General features: G+C 71.3%; 15 protein-coding genes. 11 read left to right on the forward strand and 4 right to left on the reverse strand.

The annotated features are described in order from the left end of the window. Nucleotides 1-3 precede the first annotated feature (3 nt). Both FB559_RS21720 and FB559_RS21725 read right to left on the reverse strand, forming a co-directional pair. Nucleotides 4-2,445 carry a GcvT family protein gene (locus tag FB559_RS21720; protein ID WP_246121875.1) on the reverse strand — a complete coding sequence of 814 codons (2,442 nt, stop codon included), beginning with the start codon at nt 2,443-2,445 and terminating at the stop codon, nt 4-6. Continuing rightward, nucleotides 2,442-3,182, reverse strand: coding sequence for a GntR family transcriptional regulator (locus tag FB559_RS21725; protein ID WP_141957342.1), 741 nt, complete (start codon nt 3,180-3,182; stop codon nt 2,442-2,444). The genes FB559_RS21720 and FB559_RS21725 overlap by 4 nt, the downstream gene beginning before the upstream one ends. Before the next feature lie 257 nt (nt 3,183-3,439). Here FB559_RS21725 and FB559_RS21730 point away from each other — a divergent pair, with 257 nt between their 5' ends. The 5 genes from FB559_RS21730 (at nt 3,440) to FB559_RS21750 (ending at nt 9,216) form a co-directional block, all read left to right on the forward strand. Continuing rightward, on the forward strand, nt 3,440-4,381 hold the full coding sequence (locus tag FB559_RS21730) for a phosphotransferase (protein WP_141957343.1): 942 nt from the start codon (nt 3,440-3,442) through the stop codon (nt 4,379-4,381). A 121-nt stretch (nt 4,382-4,502) separates the two neighbouring features. Beyond that, a complete protein-coding gene (locus FB559_RS21735) occupies nt 4,503-6,068 on the forward strand; it encodes an amino acid permease (protein ID WP_141957344.1) in 1,566 nt (521 codons plus the stop codon). 129 nt (nt 6,069-6,197) lie between these two features. Next, complete coding sequence (locus FB559_RS21740; protein ID WP_141957345.1) at nt 6,198-6,929, forward strand: FadR/GntR family transcriptional regulator; 732 nt, start codon at nt 6,198-6,200, stop codon at nt 6,927-6,929. 96 nt (nt 6,930-7,025) lie between these two features. Further along, nucleotides 7,026-8,324, forward strand: a complete 1,299-nt coding sequence (locus tag FB559_RS21745) for a M50 family metallopeptidase (RefSeq protein WP_141957346.1) — start codon at nt 7,026-7,028, stop codon at nt 8,322-8,324. A gap of 100 nt (nt 8,325-8,424) precedes the next feature. Then, nucleotides 8,425-9,216 carry a hypothetical protein gene (locus FB559_RS21750; protein WP_141957347.1) on the forward strand — a complete coding sequence of 264 codons (792 nt, stop codon included), beginning with the start codon at nt 8,425-8,427 and terminating at the stop codon, nt 9,214-9,216. A 566-nt stretch (nt 9,217-9,782) separates the two neighbouring features. Here FB559_RS21750 and pip read toward each other — a convergent pair. Then, the gene (pip, locus tag FB559_RS21755) at nt 9,783-10,739 is read right to left on the reverse strand and encodes a prolyl aminopeptidase (RefSeq protein ID WP_141957348.1); all 957 of its coding nucleotides are present in this window, start codon (nt 10,737-10,739) and stop codon (nt 9,783-9,785) included. Nucleotides 10,740-11,537: 798 nt separating this feature from the next. On the opposite strand from pip, the gene FB559_RS21770 reads away from it, so the two are divergent. Beyond that, nucleotides 11,538-12,122, forward strand: a complete 585-nt coding sequence (locus FB559_RS21770; protein WP_141957350.1) for a molybdenum cofactor biosysynthesis protein — start codon at nt 11,538-11,540, stop codon at nt 12,120-12,122. A gap of 7 nt (nt 12,123-12,129) precedes the next feature. On the opposite strand, the gene FB559_RS21775 is transcribed toward FB559_RS21770, so the two are convergent. Continuing rightward, nucleotides 12,130-13,644: an ATP-dependent DNA ligase gene (locus FB559_RS21775; RefSeq protein WP_141957351.1), complete on the reverse strand. Its 1,515-nt coding sequence runs from the start codon at nt 13,642-13,644 to the stop codon at nt 12,130-12,132. Nucleotides 13,645-13,887: 243 nt separating this feature from the next. Between FB559_RS21775 and FB559_RS21780 the strand changes: the two genes are divergently transcribed. From FB559_RS21780 to FB559_RS21800, 5 genes are all read left to right on the forward strand, one after another. Next, nucleotides 13,888-14,643: a hypothetical protein gene (locus tag FB559_RS21780; protein WP_141957352.1), complete on the forward strand. Its 756-nt coding sequence runs from the start codon at nt 13,888-13,890 to the stop codon at nt 14,641-14,643. A gap of 48 nt (nt 14,644-14,691) precedes the next feature. Beyond that, a complete protein-coding gene (locus tag FB559_RS21785) occupies nt 14,692-15,891 on the forward strand; it encodes an acetyl-CoA C-acetyltransferase (RefSeq protein ID WP_141957353.1) in 1,200 nt (399 codons plus the stop codon). 96 nt (nt 15,892-15,987) lie between these two features. Continuing rightward, a complete protein-coding gene (locus FB559_RS21790; RefSeq protein ID WP_185792330.1) occupies nt 15,988-17,391 on the forward strand; it encodes an FUSC family protein in 1,404 nt (467 codons plus the stop codon). Between the two features lie 1,040 nt (nt 17,392-18,431). Further along, on the forward strand, nt 18,432-19,043 hold the full coding sequence (locus FB559_RS21795) for a hypothetical protein (RefSeq protein WP_141957355.1): 612 nt from the start codon (nt 18,432-18,434) through the stop codon (nt 19,041-19,043). Beyond that, a complete protein-coding gene (locus tag FB559_RS21800) occupies nt 19,030-19,668 on the forward strand; it encodes a class F sortase (protein ID WP_185792331.1) in 639 nt (212 codons plus the stop codon). The genes FB559_RS21795 and FB559_RS21800 overlap by 14 nt, the downstream gene beginning before the upstream one ends. The last annotated feature ends 95 nt before the right edge of the window (nt 19,669-19,763 follow it).

Below are 19,763 nucleotides of genomic sequence, written 5' to 3' on the forward strand. Positions count from 1 at the left end.
GGCCTACGCGCGTACGCGACCGCCGGATGGGTCGTACAGCGGCTCGCGTGCGACCACGGCGGGGACCCACGTACCGAAGACGCCCACCTCGACCTTGGTGCCCACCTCGCCGGCCGCGACGGGCAGGTACGCGTAGGCGATCGAGCGCCCGACGGTGTAGCCGTACCCGCCCGAGGTGACCCGGCCGACGACCTCGCCGCCCACGCGTACCGGCTCGTTGCCCAGGCACACCGCCCGTGGGTCGTCGAGCGTCAGGCAGCGCAGCCGCCGGGTCAGCCCGCGTTCGCGGGCCTCCGCGAGTGCGGCGGCGCCGAGGAAACCGCCGGGCTTGCCGAGCCGTACGCAGAAGCCGAGCCCCGCCTCGTACGGCGTCACGTCCGGCGACAGGTCCGCACCCCATACCCGGTAGCCCTTCTCCAGGCGCAGGCTGTCGATCGCGCGGTAGCCGCCGGGCACGGCGCCGGTCGCCGCCAGCGTCCGCCACAGCGCCGCGCCGTACTCGCTGGAGCAGTACAGCTCCCAGCCCAGCTCGCCGGCGAACGTCACGCGGAGCGCCCGCACCGGGACATCCCCGACGGTGATCTCCCGCGACGACAGGTACGGGAAGTCGGCGTTGCCGAGACCCGCCGGGGTCAGGCCGCCGAGCAGCTCACGGGACCGCGGCCCCCACAGCGCGAAGCAGGCGTACGCGCCGGTCACGTCCGCCACCCGCACCGAGCCGTCGTGCGGCGCGTGCGTACGGATCCAGGCCAGGTCACGAGTGCCGAACGCGGTGCCGGTGACGACCAGGAACGCCTCCGGTCCGGTACGCGTGACGGTGAAGTCGCACTCGATGCCGCCACGGGCGTTCAGACACTGCGTGTACGTCACGGCGCCGACCGCGCGGGCCACCTCGTTGTCGCAGAGCCACTCCATCAGCTCGGCGGCGCCCGGCCCGGTCACCTCGATCTTGGCGAACGACGACTCGTCGAACAGCGCCGCGGACTCGCGCGCCGCCGCGTGCTCGGCGCCGATCGCCGGGGACCAGCCGCGCCCGGCCCAGCCGCGTGGCCGCGGCGAGCCGCCGTCGCCGGCGTTCGACGCGTAGTACTCGACGCGCTCCCATCCGGCCTTCTCACCGAAGACCGCGCCCAGCTCCGCATGCAGGCCGTACGCGGGGGAGACCCGCAGCGGGCGCCCGGCCGACCGCTCGCGGTCCGGATAAGGGATGTCGTAGTAGGTCTCGTAGTTCTCGACCGTGCGCTTGCGGGTGTACGACGGCGACCGGTAGTGCGCGCCGAACCGCCGGATGTCCATGTGCCAGACGTCCATCGAGGGCTCGCCCGCCACGATCCACTCGGCCATGACGCGGCCGATGCCGCCCGCGCCCGCGATGCCGTGCGCGCAGAACCCCGCCGCCACGAAGAACCCCGCGACCTCCGTCTCGCCGAGGCAGAACTCGTTGTCCGGCGTGAACGCCTCCGGTCCGTTGATGAGCTTGCGGATGCCCGCGTCGGCCATCGCGGGGACGCGCCGCTGCGAGTTGGCGGTGATCTCCTCGAGCCGGTCCCAGTCCTCGGGCAGCAGCCGCCCGTTGAAGTCGCCCGGGATGGCGTCCTGGTCGGCGCGGTCCAGCGCCCAGGGCGCGGAGCGGCGCTCGTACCCGCCCATGAGCAGGCCGTCCACCTCCTCACGGAAGTAGAGCAGGTTGTCGGGATCGCGCAGAGTGGGCAGCCGCGTACCGTCGCGCTCGCGCAGGGGCTCGGTGACGAGGTACTGGTGCGACATGGGCACGACCGGCACGCGTACGCCCGCCATCCGCCCGATCTCGGCGGCGAACATCCCGCCGCAGTCGACGACGATCTCGGCCTCGACGTCGCCCCGGTCGGTGCGCACCCCGGTGACCCGGCCGTCCTCGACGCCGACGCCGAGCACGCGGGTGCCGGTGAAGATCCGTACGCCGCCCGCGCGTGCGCCCGCGGCCAGGGCGTACGTCAGCTGCGAGGGGTCCAGGTAGCCGTCCGTGGCCAGGTACGCCCCGCCGAGCACGCCCTCGGTGCTCATCAGCGGGAACAGCCGCTTCGCCTCCCCGGCGGAGATCTCCTCCAGCGGCAGCCCGTACGCCGCCGCCCAGCCGACCTGGCGCCGGATCTCCTCCATCCGTTCGGGAGTCCCGGCGAGGCGGATGCCGCCGCACTCGACCCAGCCCGGAGGGTTCTCTCCCCGCTGGAGCCGCCGGTACAGCTCCACGGAGTACATGTTCATGCGGGTCAGCGTGGGGTCGGACCGCAGCTGCCCGACCAGGCCGGCCGAGTGGAACGTCGAGCCGCTGGTCAGGTCGGCGCGGTCGACCAGGACGACGTCGCGTTCGCCCAGCTCGGCGAGGTGGTAGGCGATGCTCGTCCCGCCGGCGCCACCGCCGACGATCACTATGCGGGCCCGTGCGGGCAGGCTGCTGGCGGTCACGGTCGGTCCTCCGGGGGGTTGGTCCAGACGACGACGCGGGTACGGTCGCCGCGGAACAGGTCGGTCGCGTGCTCGATGGGCTCACCGGCCCGGTTGTAGGCGACGCGCTCGACGGCCAGCAGCGGGGTGCCCGCCGGTACGTCGAGCAGGGCGGCGGCCTCGTCCTCGGCGGCCACCGGCTCGATCCGCTCGACCGCGCGCTCCGGCGCCTCGCCGTACCTCTCGTGCAGCAGGTCATAGAGCGAGCCGCCCAGTGCCTGCTCGGCCAGCCCGGGGAAGCGCCCGGCCGGGAAGCGTGAGCGTTCGAGCGCGATCGGCTCGCCGTCGGCGAGGCGTACCCGGGTGATCGCGACGACCGGCTCGGCGGCTCCGAGCCGCAGGGCCTCGGCCACGGACGGCTCGGCCGCGGCCAGCGCCACCGCGATCACCCGCGCGCCCGCGACCAGACCCTGCCTGCGGATGTACTCGCCCAGCCCGGCGAAGCTGCCGAGGTCGCGCTCGACCTTGGGCGCGGCGACGAACGTGCCGCCGCCCCGGCCGGGCCGCCGCAGGATGATCCCGGCACGCTCGAGATCGTGCAGGGCCAGGCGGAGCGTCGAGCGGCTCACGTCGAGCCGGTCGGCCAGCTCGCGCTCGGGCGGCAGCCGGCCGCCGGGACCGTACCCGCCCTGCCGGATCGCGTCGGCGACGCCCTCCCACGCCCTACGCCGGAGAGTGTCATCCGTTTCCTCGGTCATGTGGCCTCCTCCGTCGGGGAAGTGACCAGGGTGCTGTGTTTGCTGGTTCACTCGCTTCGCTCGCTCACGGACCTCGCTTCTAGCACTTTTTTGGACATACCAAAAGGGATAAAGGTCGACCGAATAAACTTTTCGCGCCCTCTTGACGCCGACCGGCGCTGATCGCAGACTTCCGGAACAACATCAGCTGGCTGGGCTGCTCGAATGTTTCGAATGGGTTAAGGGCAGTCCATGCGACCGCGACCGTTGGACGGACGATGGCGCTTGGCGTGGCGGAGATCATGGCGCAAGCGGGGCTCGGCTCCGGCGGCGCGATCGCCTGCACCACGCTGAAGGGCGGCCTCAGCCATCACGTGCTGCGGGTCGAGGCCGGCGGCGTGCCGTACGTCATGCGGGTGCTCGATCCCGCGGTGAGCGCGGCCGGACTCGGCGTCCCAGCACGGCTGGAGATCCAGAACACCATCCGCGCGGCCCGTTCCGGCGTGGGCCCGGCCGTCCTGTACGTCATCGGCGACACGATGGTGCTGGAGTACATCGACGGCGCGACGCTGTCCCGTGACGACGTGCGGCGCCCGGAGATGATTCCCCGGCTCGCGGCGGCCTGCCGCCGTCTGCACGACGGGCCGATGGGGTTCGCGGGACACTTCAGCATCTTCCGCAAGGCCGAGGAGCTCTTCGGCCGGTGCCGCGAACACGGCCTGCCGGTCCCCGACGGCTACGCCGACCACCTGCCGGTGCTCGCCGTGATCGAACGCGCCATGGAACGCGTGCCGCTGCCCGCCGTCCCGTGCCACAACGACCTGCTGCCGGAGAACTTCATCGACGACGGGCGCGACGTGCGCATCATCGACTACCAGCTGTCCGGCATGAACGACCCCGCCTTCGAGCTCGGCGACATCGCCGCCGAGGGTGACTTCGAGCCCTCCCGGGTGGAGGTGCTGGCGTCGGCGTACTTCGGCGACGCGATGTCGGACGCGCTGCTGGCCCGCGTACGGCTCTACCTCCTGGTCTCCAACTTCACGTGGACGCTGTGGTTCGCGATCCACCATGGCCTGCTGTCGCACCGGGCGGCGGACGCCGCGTTCGACTACGACGCCGAGGCGGCGGACAAGTGGGGTCAGGCGCTGCGCGACCTCACCGACCCGGACCTCGGCAGGCTGATCGACCTGACGGCTCATCGGGGGAGAGCCGTCACGTGAGCCGGTGTCTCGGCTCACCCGAAGACGTCGGCGGCGGGACCAGCTCCCGGCGCCGGCACGGGACCGGAGCTCCTCGCCGGTCCCCGACCCCCATCCCTCGCCACGATTCGAGGAGGCTTTGATGGCCACTCACCTCGACGAAGACGCAAAGAGACTCGCCGAGCTCGGCTATTCGCAGGAGCTTGAACGGTCCTGGAGCGGTTTCTCCAACTTCGCCATCTCCTTTTCCATCATTTCCATCCTGGCCGGCTGCTTCACGACATTCGGGCAGGCGTGGAACAACGGCGGCCCCATCGCCATCACCTGGGGCTGGCCGCTCATCGCCGGCTTCATCCTGATCATCGGCTTCTGCATGTCCGAGCTGGTCTCGGCCTATCCGACCGCAGGTGGCATCTACTGGTGGGCGGCCACCATGGGCCGGCCCGTGCACGGCTGGTTCACCGGCTGGCTCAACCTGGTGGGCCTCGTCGCGGTGACGGCGTCGGTCGACTACGGCTGCGCGACCTTCCTCAACGTGCTGCTCGGCATGCTGCACAAGGGATGGGACGGCGGCCTGAGCTTCGTCTTCCTGCTGTTCCTGATCATCTTGGTGCTGCACGCGCTGATCAACATCTATGGTCACCACCTGGTCGCGCTGCTGCAGAACATCTCGGTCTGGTGGCACGTCTTCGGCGTGGCGCTGATCGTGCTGATCCTGATCTTCGGCCCCGACTCGCACCAGAGCCTGAAGTTCGTCTTCACCGAGCGGATCAACAACTCCGGCTTCTCGGGCGGGACGTACTGGTTCTACGTGCTGCCCCTGGGCTTCCTGCTGACCCAGTACACGATCACCGGGTTCGACGCGTGTGCGCACGTCTCCGAGGAGACCAAGGACGCGGCGACGTCGGCGGCCAAGGGCCTGTGGCGGTCCATCGCCTACTCGGCCATCGGCGGCTGGATCCTCCTGCTGTCCTTCCTGTTCGCCGCGACCGACACCAAGGGCGTCAACGCCGCGGCGGGTTCCGTCACGGCGATCTTCACCAGCGCGCTCAGCCCGACACTGGCGAAGATCGTGATCGCGGTCTCGGTGGTCGGCCAGTTCTACTGCGGCATGAGCTGCGTGACGAGCATGTCCCGCATGACGTACGCCTTCTCGCGTGACCGCGGCATCCCCGGCTGGCGGCTGTGGTCGAAGGTCAACCGCAACCGCACGCCGGTGAACGCGATCATCATGGGCACCATCGCGGCGCTCGTGCTCACCCTGCCGGCGCTGTACAAGAGCCCGACCGGCACGCCGGTCGCGTTCTACGCCGTCGTGTCGATCGCGGTGATCGGCCTGTACCTCGCCTTCCTCATCCCGATCTACCTGCGGCTGAGGATGGGCGACCGGTTCCGGCCGGGCCCGTGGACGCTGGGGTCGAAGTACAAGGTGCTCGGCTGGATCGCGGTGATCGAGATCATCGTGATCTCGATCTACTTCATCATGCCGCTCGCCCCCGCCGGCGTACCCGGCAACAAGGCGTGGAGCTGGAGTGCGGTGAACTACGCGCCGATCGCGCTCGGCGCCCTCCTCATCCTCGTGGGCGGCTGGTGGCTGCTGTCGGCGCGCAGCTGGTTCACCGGCCCCCGTCGTACGGTCGAGGAGGCAGGCACCGCGGACACCGTCGTGGAGTCCGGCGACCTGGACCCGGGGCCCGCACCGGCGTGACCTGTGGCGGCCGGGCGCGACCCGCCCGGCCGTCCGCTCACAGGGGCCTGGCTCGAAGTCCCGCTGTCCTACGGACGGAGACTTCGAGGCAGGCCCTACTCTGATCGGCATGGATGAAGGCGGCCCGCGTTGAGCGATCGGCCGGTCGACCTCACGGCCTCGGCGGTCTTCCGCCCGGTGCGCGAGGGCAACGCCTTCGAGGAGACGGTCGAGCGGCTGCTGCAGGCGATCAAGCTCGGCGTCGTCGGCCTCGGCGAGCGGCTGCCGCCCGAGCGCGAGCTCGCCCCACGCCTGGGCATCAGCCGGGTGACCCTCCGCGAGGCGATCCGCGCCCTCCAGCACGAGGGGTACGTCGAGTCGCGGCGTGGCCGCTTCGGTGGGACGTTCGTCACGTACCGGCCTCCGCAGCCCCGCCACGGCGACTTCGAACGCGTCGCCGCCGGCATGGGGGCCCAGCTCAGCGACGCCCTGGTGTTCCGGATGGCGGTCGAGACCGGCGCGGCACAGGCACTGGCCGTCCGCCGGCTCACCGAGGAGGAGGTCGAGCGGCTGCGGCACTGCCTGCGGGCGGCCGACCAGGCCGAGCCCGGCGACTACCGGCGCCTCGACACCCGTTTCCACCTGACCATCGGCGAGCTCACCGGATCGCCGCTGCTGGCCGCGGCCGGCGCCGACGCGCGGATGCGCCTCAACGACCTGCTGGGCGCGATCCCCGTCCTGCAGCGCAACATCGAGCACGCGGCGGTGCAGCACGCCGCGATCGTCGACGCCATCCTGGCGGGCGACCCGGACGCCGCGCGACGCGCCGTGGCCGAACATCTCGAGGGCACCGGAGCACTGCTGCGGGGCTTCCTGACATGAGTTTGGTTTTACGGCATACGCTTATGCGACTGGGGATCCCGGGGCCGTCCGCTGCTCCGGCGCGCCTCCGGCACGACGGATGTGGAGCGTGAACGCATGAGCTGGCTGTTCGTGGTGGGCATCGTCGTCTTCTTCTTCGGGTTGCTCGCTTCGATCGCCCTGCATGAGCTGGGCCATCTGTCGTTCGCGAAGCTGTTCGGGGTACGGGTGCCGCAGTACATGGTCGGCTTCGGCCCGACCATGTGGTCGCGGCACACGGGCGAGACCGAGTACGGCGTCAAGTGGATCCCGCTGGGCGGCTACATCCGCATGATCGGCATGCTGCCGCCGCGCCGAGGTGACGCGGAGGGCACGCTGCGGGGCTCCTCGACCGGTCCCTTCCAGTCCCTGATCGAGTCCGCGCGCGGCGCTTCCCTCGAGGAGGTCGGCCCTGGTGACGAGGACCGCGTCTTCTACCGCAAGAAGTGGTGGCAGAAGGTCATCATCATGTTCGCCGGGCCGCTCATGAACCTCGTGCTCGCGTTCGTGTTCATCAGCATCGTGGTGATGGGGATCGGCGTCTCGGCCTACCAGCCGGTCATCAGCGCGGTGTCCAAGTGCGCGATCCCGGCCGCGCAGGCCGGCCGCGACTGCACCGCGAGCGACCCGGTGACCCCGGCGGTCCAGGCGGGCCTGCGGCCCGGCGACCGGATCGAGTCCTACGACGGTCACAAGGTCAAGTCCTACACGAGCCTGCAGGAGCTGATCCGCGCCTCCGGTGGCCGTACGGTGCCGGTGGTCGTCCGCCGGAGTGGCCAGGACCTGGCCCTGAGTGTGCAGGTCACGACCAACGAGATGCAGTCGCTCACCGATCCGGACAAGACGGAGAAGGTCGGCTTCCTCGGCATCACGCCGACCAGCGCCCGCGAACGCCAGGGCCCGGGCACGGTCGTGAGTGCCATGACGGACCTGACGACGCGCACGGTCGGCTCGCTGATCAACATGCCGAAGAAGATGGTCGGCGTCTGGAACGCCGCCTTCAGCGACAAGAAGCGCGACCCGAACGGGCCGATCGGCGTGGTCGGCGCGAGCCGCATCGGCGGTGAGATCGCCGCCTCCGACGAGCCGGGCCTGGACAAGTTCGCCTTCTTCCTGATGATGCTCGGCACGGTCAACTTCGCCATCGGCATGTTCAACCTCGTGCCCTTGCTGCCGTTGGACGGCGGCCACATCCTGGGCGCGCTGTGGGAGGGCCTGAAGCGTGGCATCGCCCGGCTGGCCCACCGGCCCGACCCGGGACACGTGGACGTCGCCAAGGCGCTCCCGTTGACCTATGCCATGGCCGCCGTGATCATCACGATGGGTGCCCTACTGATCTACGCGGACCTGGTCAACCCGGTGCGCCTCAACGGCTGAGTACCTTTAGACTTCGCTGACCTGGTATTTCCCCCAGTGTCAATCGTCACCGACGGCCGGAATGGGTCATGATGAGGGTGTACGAACTCGGGGGCGAAACGTGGGGGAGTTCTTCGCGCAACGGATAATTGATACCGGCCGACTGCCGCTGTTCTGCTTCTTTGTGGCGTTCATCGTCTCTTTTGTGGCGGTACGCATCAACGTGCGGCTGATCAGGGCAAAAGTCCGCTGGTGGTTCAAAAATGTGCAGGTCGGCGACCTGCACATTCACCATGTCGTCTTCGGCGTGGTGCTGATGCTCGTCGGCGGGGTGTCGGCTTTGTCGATCCCGGACGCTTACACGATCTGGTACGCCGCCGCGGCGAGCGTCTTCGGCGTGGGCGCGGCCCTGGTGCTGGACGAGTTCGCGCTGATCCTGCACCTGCGTGACGTCTACTGGATGGAGGAGGGCCGCGCGTCGATCGACGCGGTCTTCATCGCCCTGGCCGTGACGGGCCTGATCCTGGTCGGCGTACGCCCGATCGGCTTCAGCGACGTCCACGACCTGGGCCCGGACCATACGGTCCCGACCGGCGTGTTCCTGCTCGTCCTCGCCAACCTGCTCATCAACCTGGCGCTGGCCATCGTCACGCTGTTCAAGGGCAAGATCTGGACGGGCCTGCTCGGTCTGTTCCTGCCGGTGGTGCTGGTGGTGAGCGCCATCCGGCTGGCCCGGCCGGGCTCGCCCTGGGCCCGCTGGAGATACGGGACGGAGACCCGCAAACTGCGCCGGGCCCTACGCCGGGAAGAACGCCTCCGGCGGCCGCTGATCCGCGTCAAGATCTGGGTACAGGAGTTCATCGCCGGGCGCCACGACCTGATCTTCCAGGACCACCGCTGGCGGCGTCGCTGATCCTCCCGCCCATGTTCGGGCAGGGGCCGTTCTTCTTCGCCCACCGCAGCCCCTACCGCAGGCCCGCGCCCGTACAACGCGGGGAGTGGCCCTTGCGACCCGGGTGCGGAACGGGGCGTGCAGAGCCCGCCTCCGCAGATCGCGTCGGGTGTAGTGGCGGCGTCGCTGATCCTCCAGCCCACGTTCGGGCAGGGCCCGTTCTCTTCGCCCACCGCGACCCCTAACGCAGGCCCGCGCCCACACGACGCGGGGAGTGGCCCTTACGACCCGCGTGCGGAACGGGGCTCGCGGAGCCCGGCTCCGCAGATCGCGCCGGGTGTAGTGGCGGCGTTTCGACGGTCGATGCGGGTGACCGGGCGGCACCGGACTCCTGGCTTGCCGCCTGGCCGGCGGCATCGTGCCGAGTCCGTGTGGTGGCGAGTCCGTGTGGTGGCGAGTCCGTGCGGTGGCGGCCCGGAGGTGGCGGCCCGGCCGCCGGGGATGCCCTGGGGCCATGCGGCGACGGCGGGCCCGTGGCCACCACGGTCCGGGAACGTCCCTGCGGTGTTCAGGGATGGGACCGGTGTTCAGGGACGGAAGCGGTCGGTGGCATCGATCAGGTGGTGACGGGTCCCGGGTTCGGAGCCGCCGTGGCCCGCGTCCTCGACGATGTGGAACTCGGCCTCGGGCCAGGCCTGATGCAGAGCCCATGCCTGGTCGGGCGGTGTCTTCATGTCGTAACGGCCGTTGACGACCACGGCGGGAATGTGTCGTATGCGGTCGATGCCCGCCAGAAGTCCCTCCTCGGGGAGGAACCCGCCGTTGCTGATGTAGTGGTGGGTGATGCGAGCGAACGTGAGGATGGTGGCGTCGTCGAGCTCCGGCGGGTCGACGGGGAGCAGGGTGTTGGCCGAGAACTCCCAGCCCATCCACGCGCGGGCCGCGGGAAGGTGGACGGCGGGATCCGGGTCGCCGATGCGACGGCCGTAGGCGGCGACCAGGTCGTGCCGCTCGCCGACGGGGATCGCGTCGCGGAACGCGGTCCACTCGGCCGGGAAGAGGCGGGCGGCGCCGGTCGGGGTGAACGACCAGCTCTCGTCGGACGGGCGGACGAGGTAGATGCCGCGCAGCACCATTTCGGTGACACGGCCGGGGTGTGCCTGCGCGTACGCGAGGGCGAGGGTGCTGCCCCAGCTTCCGCCGAAGACCATCCAGCGGTCGATGGCCAACTGCTCGCGGAGCCGCTCCATGTCGGCGACCAGGTGCGGGGTGGTGTTGTGCTCGAGCACGACCCGCGGGTCCCCGGCACTCGGCCGGCTGCGCCCGCAGTTGCGCTGGTCGAACAGCACGACCCGGTACGCGGCCGGATCGAAGAACCGGCGGAAACCGGGCAGGAGACCACCCCCCGGCCCACCATGCAGGAAGACCACGGGCTTGCCGACGGGATTCCCGCAGACCTCCCAGTAGACCTCATTGCCGTCACCGACATCGAGGAGCCCGGAGTCATGCGGCTCGATCGGCGGATACAACTCCTTAAGGCCCATACGACCAAGTAATACCCGACCAACGATCATGACCCGACGCGCCCCCGCGGCCTCGGGATAGCATCCCCAGCCCCGCCACCCAGCCCCGCCACCCAGCCCCGCCACCCAGCCCCGCCACCCAGCCCCGCCACCCAGCCCCGCCACCCAGCCCCGCCACCCAGCCCCGCCACCCAGCCCCGCCACCCAGCCCCGCCACCCAGCCCCGCCACCCAGCCCCGCCACCCAGCCCCGCCACCCAGCCCCCACCCAGCCCCGCCACCCAGCCCCGCCACCCAGCCCCGCCACCCAGCCCCGCCACCCAGCCCCGCCACCCAGCCCCGCCACCCAGCCCCGCCCACCCAGCCCCGCCACCCAGCCCCGCCACCCAGCCCGCCACCCAGCCCCGCCACCCAGCCCCGCCACCCAGCCCGCCACCTCGGTGGACCGGCGCCCCCAGCTCGGGTACCGCCAAGGCGAGCGCACCATCCCAGCCGCCGCACAGGACCGCGCTCACCCGACACCCCCGTCGAGAACGACCTAGCTGTGGGCCGTCCTCGACTGGACCACACCGGGGGCCTGCGCGGCTCCGGCGCGTAAGGCCCGGCGCGTCCCGGGCGTCCGGTCCGTACGTTGACCGCTACGGCCGCTGCCCACCGGGGCGCTCCCCACCCGAGCACCCCCACTCGAGCCACCCCCGCGCACAGCGCGGCCGCCGTACCCCGGAAGCAGACCACCGGCGCCGCGACCCCATCCCACCTGGCCGGATACCGCACGAAATCCCGGACCGCCCCCACCCCTGACGTCGGTAAAGTCATCCCCGTGCACAGCCGCCCTTTCGAGCCCGAACCGGTAGAGATCGTGGCCCTCTTCGTCTCCCCGGTACACGCGTTCGAGGGACGCCCCGGCGACGGACCACGGCCCGATCCCGTTCCGGTGGCCCGTGATCACGTAGAGGTGCGCGCCGGTCTGGGCCTGGTCGGCGACCGCTACTTCAACCACGCCGCTCATCGCCAGGCGGCGGTGACCGTGTTCGACGCTGGAGCGCTGGACGACCTCGGCGAAGAACTCGGCCTCGCCTCGGCACCCGACCCTCTGCTCGTGCGCCGCAACATCGTGCTGCGCGGCTTTCCGGTCGACGAACTGGCCTCCGGCCGCGACGAGCACGGCGCGCGTTTCGAGGGCGCGGTCTTCGCGCTCGACTCCGGCGACGGCCAGGTCCGCTTCCAGGCCCACCGCCCCGCGAAACCGTGCGCGTGGATGGACGTCGTGCTCGCGCCCGGGGCGTTCCGCGGGCTGCGCGGTCACGGCGGAGTGCGATGCGTGCCGCTCGACGACGGCGTGCTGCGGCGCGGTCCGGCGACGCTGACCGTCCTCGCCCTCCACCGTGCCGGTCGTGCCCGTTGAGTCCGGCTCAGAACGCCGCGGTGGCGCGGACGCTCTCGATCGTGTCGGCCTCCGCCGCGGACTTGTCGGGGCGGTGGCGCAGCACCCGGGCGAACCTCAGGGCCAGGCCGCCCGGATAGCGGCTGCTCCGCTGCACGCCGTCGAAGGCGATCTCCACGACGAGCTCCGGCCGTACGTGCACGGTCCAGTCGTCGCGCCTGTCCTCCAGGGCGAGCAGGCGCTCGGTCTGCCAGTCGAGCATCTCGTCGGTCAGGCCCTTGAACGTCTTGCCCAGCATCACGAACCCGCCGGACTCCGGGTCGCGGGCGCCCAGATGCAGGTTGGACAGCTTGCCCTGCCGCCGGCCGTGGCCCCATTCGACCGCGAGCACCACCAGGTCGAGCGTGTGCCTCGGTTTCACCTTGATCCAGCCGGCACCGCGGCGGCCCGCCGTGTACGGGGTGTCCAGCGACTTCACGAGCACGCCCTCGTGGCCGTGGGCCAGCGCGTCCTGGAAGAACGCCGTCGCGTCCTCGGCCGACTCGGTGACGAGGCGCGGCATCCGCAGCGGCTCGGGCACGGCCCCGGTCAGAGCCCCGTTGCGTTCCGAGCCGGGACGGTCGATCAGGTCGGTGCCGTCGAGGTGGAGCACGTCGAACAGGAACACCGACAGCGGCACGGCGGGCACCCCTGATCCCTGGCTCGCCACTCGTGCCGAGGTCACCTGGAACGGATGCGGCCGGCCGTCGTCGCGCAGCGCGATCAGCTCGCCGTCGAAGACCGCGCTGCGTACGGGCAGGGCGCCGAGCGCGGCGACCGCCTCGGGCGACCGTGCCGTGATGTCGTCCAGCGTGCGGGTGAACAGACGGACCTCCCCGTCGAGAACGTGCGCCTGCACCCGGATGCCGTCGAGCTTCCACTCGACGGCCGCCGGCGTGACCTTCTCCATCGCGGCCTCGACGGAGGGGGCGCTCGCGGCGAGCATGGGCTTCACCGGGCGGCCCACCTCCAAGCCGAACCCCCGCAGGCCCTCGCTGCCCGACGTGAGCGCCGAGGCGGCGACCGCGCCGAGTGACCCGCGGAACATCACCGCCCGGCGTACCTCCGCCGCGGGGACCTTCGCCGCGGCGGCGATGGCCTCGGCCATGACCCCGTCGAGCGCGCCCTGCCTCAGCTCGCCGGAGAGCAGCCGGAGGAGGAAACCGTGCTCCTCGGCCGTCGTACGGGCGAACAGATCGCTCAAAAGGGCTTTCCGGGTAGCCACGGAACCCTTACCCGAGACCTGCCCGATCTGGGTGAGAGCGGCATCGATCTCGGCCACCGAAAGGGCCGGCTCCGCCGCCGGAGAGGGGCGGTCTCGCAGGGCCGCCCAGCCGACACCGATCTGGCGTTGGGGCAGCTCACCGGACAGGTAGGCGACCGCGATCGCCACCTCGCCGGGTGAGGCGCGGCGCAGGCAGTCGGCGAGTAGTTCGCGCTTGGCAAGGCGGCCCGAGGTGGCCGCCACAGCTCGGGAGGTTTCGGCGATCTCCGTAAGCAGCACATTCGAATTGTGTCTCTTGGGACCGACAATCGACAGGACCCCCGCCCCCGGGGCGTCACCGGCACCGGTACGTGAAGCCGGCGCCGCAGGCGCCCCCCGGAGGAACCAAGGAGCGGCATGGCCACCCGTCACAGGCCGGCGGCAGCACCGCCATCGACCGAGAGGGAGTCTGGATTCGCGGCACGGCCTCCGGTTACCTTCTCTACGAGCGAGCGTCCCGAGCCTGCCGGGGAGGGAGAGGGATTGGGTCTGCCGCGGCTACCGGAGCCCTTCCACCGGGTGTACTCCCCGCCGGAGGCGCCCAAGGTCAAGACACGCCGGTCGGGTGTGGCCGGCGCGGTCGTCGCGGTGTTCACGGCGATCGCCCTGGCCGCGATCGGCATCTTCACGTTCGGCCGCGGCGACGTACGGCCCAAGGTCCAGTCCACGCTGACCCACCCGCCGACGCAGCCCAAGGCGTCTCCGAGCGCGCCCGCCCAGCAGGCACAGCCGCCGGTGTTCGCGACGATCCCCACGGCCTGTGACGTCCTGCCCGCCGCCACCGTACGAAGGTTCGTGCCGACCGCCAGTCCGAAGGTGGACAGGATGGGAGCCGAGACCGCCAGCGTCTGCAAGTTCTCACTCTCGAAGGGACACCGCTTCCGCGCCGTCCAGGTCGACGCACGTGCCTTCCTGCCCAAGTACATGCACGGCGAGGCGACCGGCATGACGATCTGGTCCTACGAGGCGCAGTGGAAGCAGGCCGTCAAGGACCTGACCCCCGACACCCGGTCGCTGCGCCGTGTCACCGGCCTGGGCGACGCGGCGTTCGAGCGGTACTGGATCGACCGCGACGTGCACGTCGCCGTCGGCGAGGCCACCGTCCGCTACCGCAACGTCGTCCTGCGGATGCAGTACACCGAAGAACAGCCCTCGGCCGGGGACCGCGCGGCCAGCGAGAAGCGGTGCCTCTCCGCGGCGATCGACGCGGCACGCGCCGGCCTCCCGGCCTTCCACTAGCCGGAAGACGCTGGGGCGCGCCGATGAATGTCCCATAAGGTGCAAAACATGCGCGATGTTGTGGTCTGCTCTCCTGTCCGTACGCCCGTGGGCCGATTCGGCGGCGTCTTCCGCGACGTGAGCGCCGCGGAGCTGGCCGCCACCGTGATCCGCGGGTTGGTCGACCGTACGGGCGTCGACCCCGCCGAGGTGAGCGACGTCATCCTCGGGCACTGCTACCCGAACGGCGAGGCGCCCGCCATCGGCCGGGTCGCCGCACTCGACGCGGGGCTGCCGGTGGAGGTCGGCGGGATCCAGATCGACCGGCGCTGCGGTTCGGGCCTCCAGTCGGTGGTCAACGCGGTCATGCAGGTGGCCACGGGTGCGAGCGACGTCGTCATCGCGGGCGGCGCCGAGAGCATGAGCGGCGTGGAGTACTCCGCCGACGGCCTGCGCTGGGGGCGGCCGGGCCCGGAGATCAAGCTGGTCGACCGGCTGGCGCGCGCCCGGGTCACCGCCGGTGGCCGCGACCATCCGGTGCCCGGCGGCATGCTGGAGACCGCGGAGAACGTCCGCGCGCAGTACGGCATCGGCCGGGAGGAGCAGGACGAACTGGCGCTTCGCTCGCACCGGCTGGCCGTCGCCGCCCAGGAGGAGGACCGGTTCGCCGACGAGATCGTGCCGGTCGAGGTGAGCGACCGCAAGGGCACGCAGGTCATCGACCGCGACGAACACCCACGAGCCGACACGACCCTCGAACGCCTCGCCGGCCTGCGGCCGGTAATGCGCGTCGACGGCGCGACCGTCACGGCGGGCAACTCCAGCGGCCAGAACGACGGCGCCGCCGTCTGCCTCGTCACCACGCGCGAGCGGGCGGACGCACTCGGGCTCACCCCGCAGGCGAGGCTCGTCTCGTGGGCGGTGGCCGGCGTGCCGCCGCACCTCATGGGCCTGGGCCCCGTACCCGCCACGGCCGAGGCACTGCGCCGGGCGGGTCTCAGCCTGGACGACATGGACCTGATCGAACTCAACGAGGCGTTCGCCGCCCAGGTCCTCGGCGTACTCCGCGAGTGGAAGCTCCCCAGCCTCGACCAGCTCAACGTCAACGGCTCGGGCATCTCGCTCGGCCACCCGGTCGGCGCGACCGGCACGCGCATCCTCGCCACTCTGCTGTACGAACTGCGCCGCCGCGAGGCGCGCTACGGCCTGGAGACGATGTGCATCGGCGGTGGCCAGGGTCTGGCGGCGGTGTTCGAGCGCGTCGCCTGAGCGCCAGGGGAATACCGGCGGAGCTGAGGGCGATGGACTCTGGGTGGCCCGTTCGGGCCTCGTCCCCCGTAAGTCCAAGACCCCTTTGTGATGCCTATGACGCCTCAGCCTGTCTCCAGAGTCACCGAACCCCTCAAACTCGTACGCCGGCGCGCCCAGCCGACGGCCGCGCTCGTCGGCCGGCTGACCGCGACCGCCACCGCGTCCTACCTCATCGCCCTGCTGGTGCCGGGCACCAGCGAACGGCCGACGCTCGCGCCGCTGACCGCACTCCTGGTGCTGCAGGTCAGCCTGTACCGCACGGTACGCAGCGCGGCACAGCGGATCGGCAGCGTGGTCGGCGGCGTCCTGCTGGCCGTGGTGCTCGCCTTCGGGCTCGGCTTCACCTGGTGGAGCCTCGGCCTGGCCATCGGCGCCGCGCTCGTCCTGGGCCACCTGCTTCGCCTCGGTGAGCATGTCCTGGAGGTGCCGATCAGCGCGATGTTGATCCTGTCCCTGCCAACGGGCGTGAACGCCACCGACCGGGTGGTCGAGACTCTCATCGGGGCCGCCACCGGTCTGGTCGCCGGTCTGGTCCTGTCCCCGCTGCGTGTCCAGCCCGCCGAGGAGGCACTGGAGGAGCTCGGACGCGGCATGGGCGGCCTGCTCGACGAGATGGCCTCCGGCCTGCGCCGTACGCCGTCCCACGAGGAGACCGTCGGCTGGCTGAGCCGGGCGCGGACCCTAGGAAAGGAACTCGGCCGCGTCGACCGCGCGCTGGGCGACGCCGAGGACAGCCTCCGCCTGAACCCAAGGGCGACGGGCCTCCCGCACGCGTCTGTGGCGCTCCGTACGGGCCTCGAGGCGCTGGAGCACAACTGGGTCACCATCCGGGGCCTCGCGCGCTCCATCGCGGACAGCACGCGCGGGCCGGAGGACCCGGCGTTCGGGCGGACGGCACAGGAACACCTCGCGGGCATGCTCGAGGACCTCGCCGCGGCGATGCGCGCGTACGGGCGCATGATCCGTTCGGAGGTCGCGCGGGACACGGGGGAGGCGGAGGACGAGCTGAGGAAGTACCTCGACTGCGCCCACCGCCACCGCGACCGCCTCGCCGAGACCCTGCTGCGGATGTCGGCGGAGGACCCGACCGAGTGGTCGCTCCGCGGCGAACTGCTCGTCCACCTGGACCGCCTGCTGGACCACCTGCGTGTCGAGCACCGCACGAACGTCCGCGAGGGCTGGCCGGAAAGCCGTCCGGCCCAGCGAGGCACCGGCCGTGGCCGGCCGGGGAGGCCCGGCCGAGACACGAGGCGCAGCCCCCGCCGCGCGCGAGCGGCCGTACGAGCCGGCAGACGGGGACGGGCGGCGGTGGGGGCCGGCAGACGCGGACGGGCGGCCGTACGGGCCGGGAGGCGCGAAGGCCGGCACGACGACGGACGCGGAGCCGACCGCGACACCCCACGCGCCCTCCGCGGATCCGAACGGAGCCACCTGCGCCACCACCGCAGCGCGCCCTGACGGCGGCCGGCATGTGACCTGGCCGCGCGTTCGCGTGCGGCCTCGGCCGGTCGGGGTGCGGCTTCCGTCGCGATCGCAGGGTGTGTTGGGGGTGGGTGGCAGGTGGCCAGGTCGCGTGTTCGCATGTGGCCCCGGCCGGTTCGGGGGCCGCGCGCGTCACCATCGCTGCGTGTCCTGGAGTAAGCGGCACCGGGCGTGGTCTCGGTGTGGCCTTCGGCGATCCGAGCGGAGCCACCTACGCCATCACGCGGCGCGCCTGACGGTGGACGCCACCTGACCGGGTCGCGCGCTCACCCGTGGTCGTGCGTGGCCTCGGCGGTCTGGGGCGCGCCTCTGCGTCGCCATCGCCACGACCGGGCGACGACGCGGCCGCGCGGCCACGCGACCGGGCGACGACGTGACCACGCGACCACGCGGCCACGTGACCGGGCGACGACGCGGCCACGCGACGACCCGACCACGTGACCGGGCGACCAGGCGCGTCCGGCGCCCACCGCCATTCCACCGGGTGGTTATCGGGGCCGATACGGCATTCGAGTAGTCCCGCACCGCTTTATGCGGTGATTGGCCTCTGAAAAACTCACTCCCCGCACGCCACGAGCCGAGCGATTTCAAGGCGAAAAGCGGCACCTGTCCACTATGGGGTACGGCGCCTCGCATCGACGGCCGAGGACCAAGAGCCGGCCCCCGTCACACCGCCAAGCCCCCGGCCGGCAATTGCCGCCAAATGTCGCTCCCTGTCGCACTGGCGAAGCGCCGAAAGCGGCGGCCAGCATCTCGTCTCATCGTCTACCAGGCCACAACGGCCTTTTACGTGACGACCGGCTGACCCCCGAACAAGACGGACAAGAAACGCTAATCCACTTCTCGCGGTGGACGAAATCGGCCGTTTTCCTAAGGCGCATGATCTGCACCGTAATCATTAGCTCAAGAGGATAGTGATCTTGGTCGTACTGCCCGCATTGCGGGAATGAGGGGGGCGGTGGCGATGCCGGCAGCCGGGAGGAGTCCGGGCTGCCGCTGACATCAAGGGGGGACCCATGAGGGTCAAGACTATGACCCTGACAACCGCTTCAGCGGCCGCACTGACCATCGGCTTGGCCTCACCTGCGCTCGCCCTGGCGACCACGGCAGGCGGACTCGGGGCAGTGCACCAGACGGGGTTCGGAGCGCACCAGAGTGTGCTCCACACCGGGACGCACCACATCATGGCGCTTCCCAAGGGTGACGACGACGACGGCGATGACGACGGCGACGGCGACGAGGGCGGCGACGCCGAAATCGGCGGCATTCACCGCTCGCACCACGGCCGGGGTGGCCTGTGTGGCGTTGGTGGCCACATCGGCGGCCTGGCCAACGGCTGTGGAGAGGAGAACGGCGACGACGACGACGATGACGACGGCCACGGCGGCGGCGACTACGCCTCCGAGCACAACAGCGCCTGCTGTGAGCACGGTGGCCACGTGAGGGTGGAGCACGCGCCTCCGCCTCCGCGTCGTCACTACGTCCCGATGGGCGCGGTGCGGAGCGGTTTCGGTGGCACTCAGGGGATGAACGCTCCTCTGGGTCTGGCCGGGCTGTCCCTGCTGGTCGGCGGTGCGGGCCTTCTTCCGCTCGCCCGCCGGCGTCTCCAGGCCAGTGCCCGTTCCTGATTCACCGGCACGACCGCGTGGCGGCCGCCTCCTCACCGGGGCGGCCGCCGCCCTGATCGCGGCGGGCTCGGCGGTCCTGGGGTTCGACGCATGTCAGAACTCCGGGCCGCCGCAGCCTGCTCCGGGTGCGGCACGGCCGGGGGCCGCGAGCCCGCCGCCGGGGCCCGCGCTCGCGGCGTCGAAGCCGACGCGGGTCGACATCCCGCGGCTCGGGATCCACTCGCGGCTGCTGTCTCTCGGGCTCGCACACGACGGCACGCTCGAAGTGCCTTCGCTGAAGGAGGCGCAGCTGGCCGGCTGGTACGACAAGGGGCCGACGCCGGGCGAGCGCGGGCCGGCCGTGATCGTCGGGCACGTCGACACCAAGAAGGGCCCCGCCGTCTTCTACAAGCTGGGCCGGCTCAAGCCCGGGGACAAGGTCGACGTCACCCGCAAGGACGGCGCGGTGGCGGCGTTCACCGTGGACTCTGTCGAGCGCGTGTCAAAGGCTCACTTCCCGACGAAGCGTGTGTACGGCGAGGTCGGCTTCGCCGGTCTACGCCTGATCACCTGCGGCGGAGACTTCGTCGGCCACCACTACACCGGCAACACCATCGTGTACGGGCACCTCACCACTCACCACTGACCCCGACTTTGTGATCTTGTCTTGACTTGTGCCCTTTGCCGCGGGAGCGGGGATGGTTAACGTAGTGATGCCGGTCACTGCGAGTCGGGAGAGAG

This window comes from Actinoallomurus bryophytorum (genome assembly GCF_006716425.1).
Taxonomy (GTDB): Bacteria; Actinomycetota; Actinomycetes; order Streptosporangiales; family Streptosporangiaceae; genus Actinoallomurus; species Actinoallomurus bryophytorum.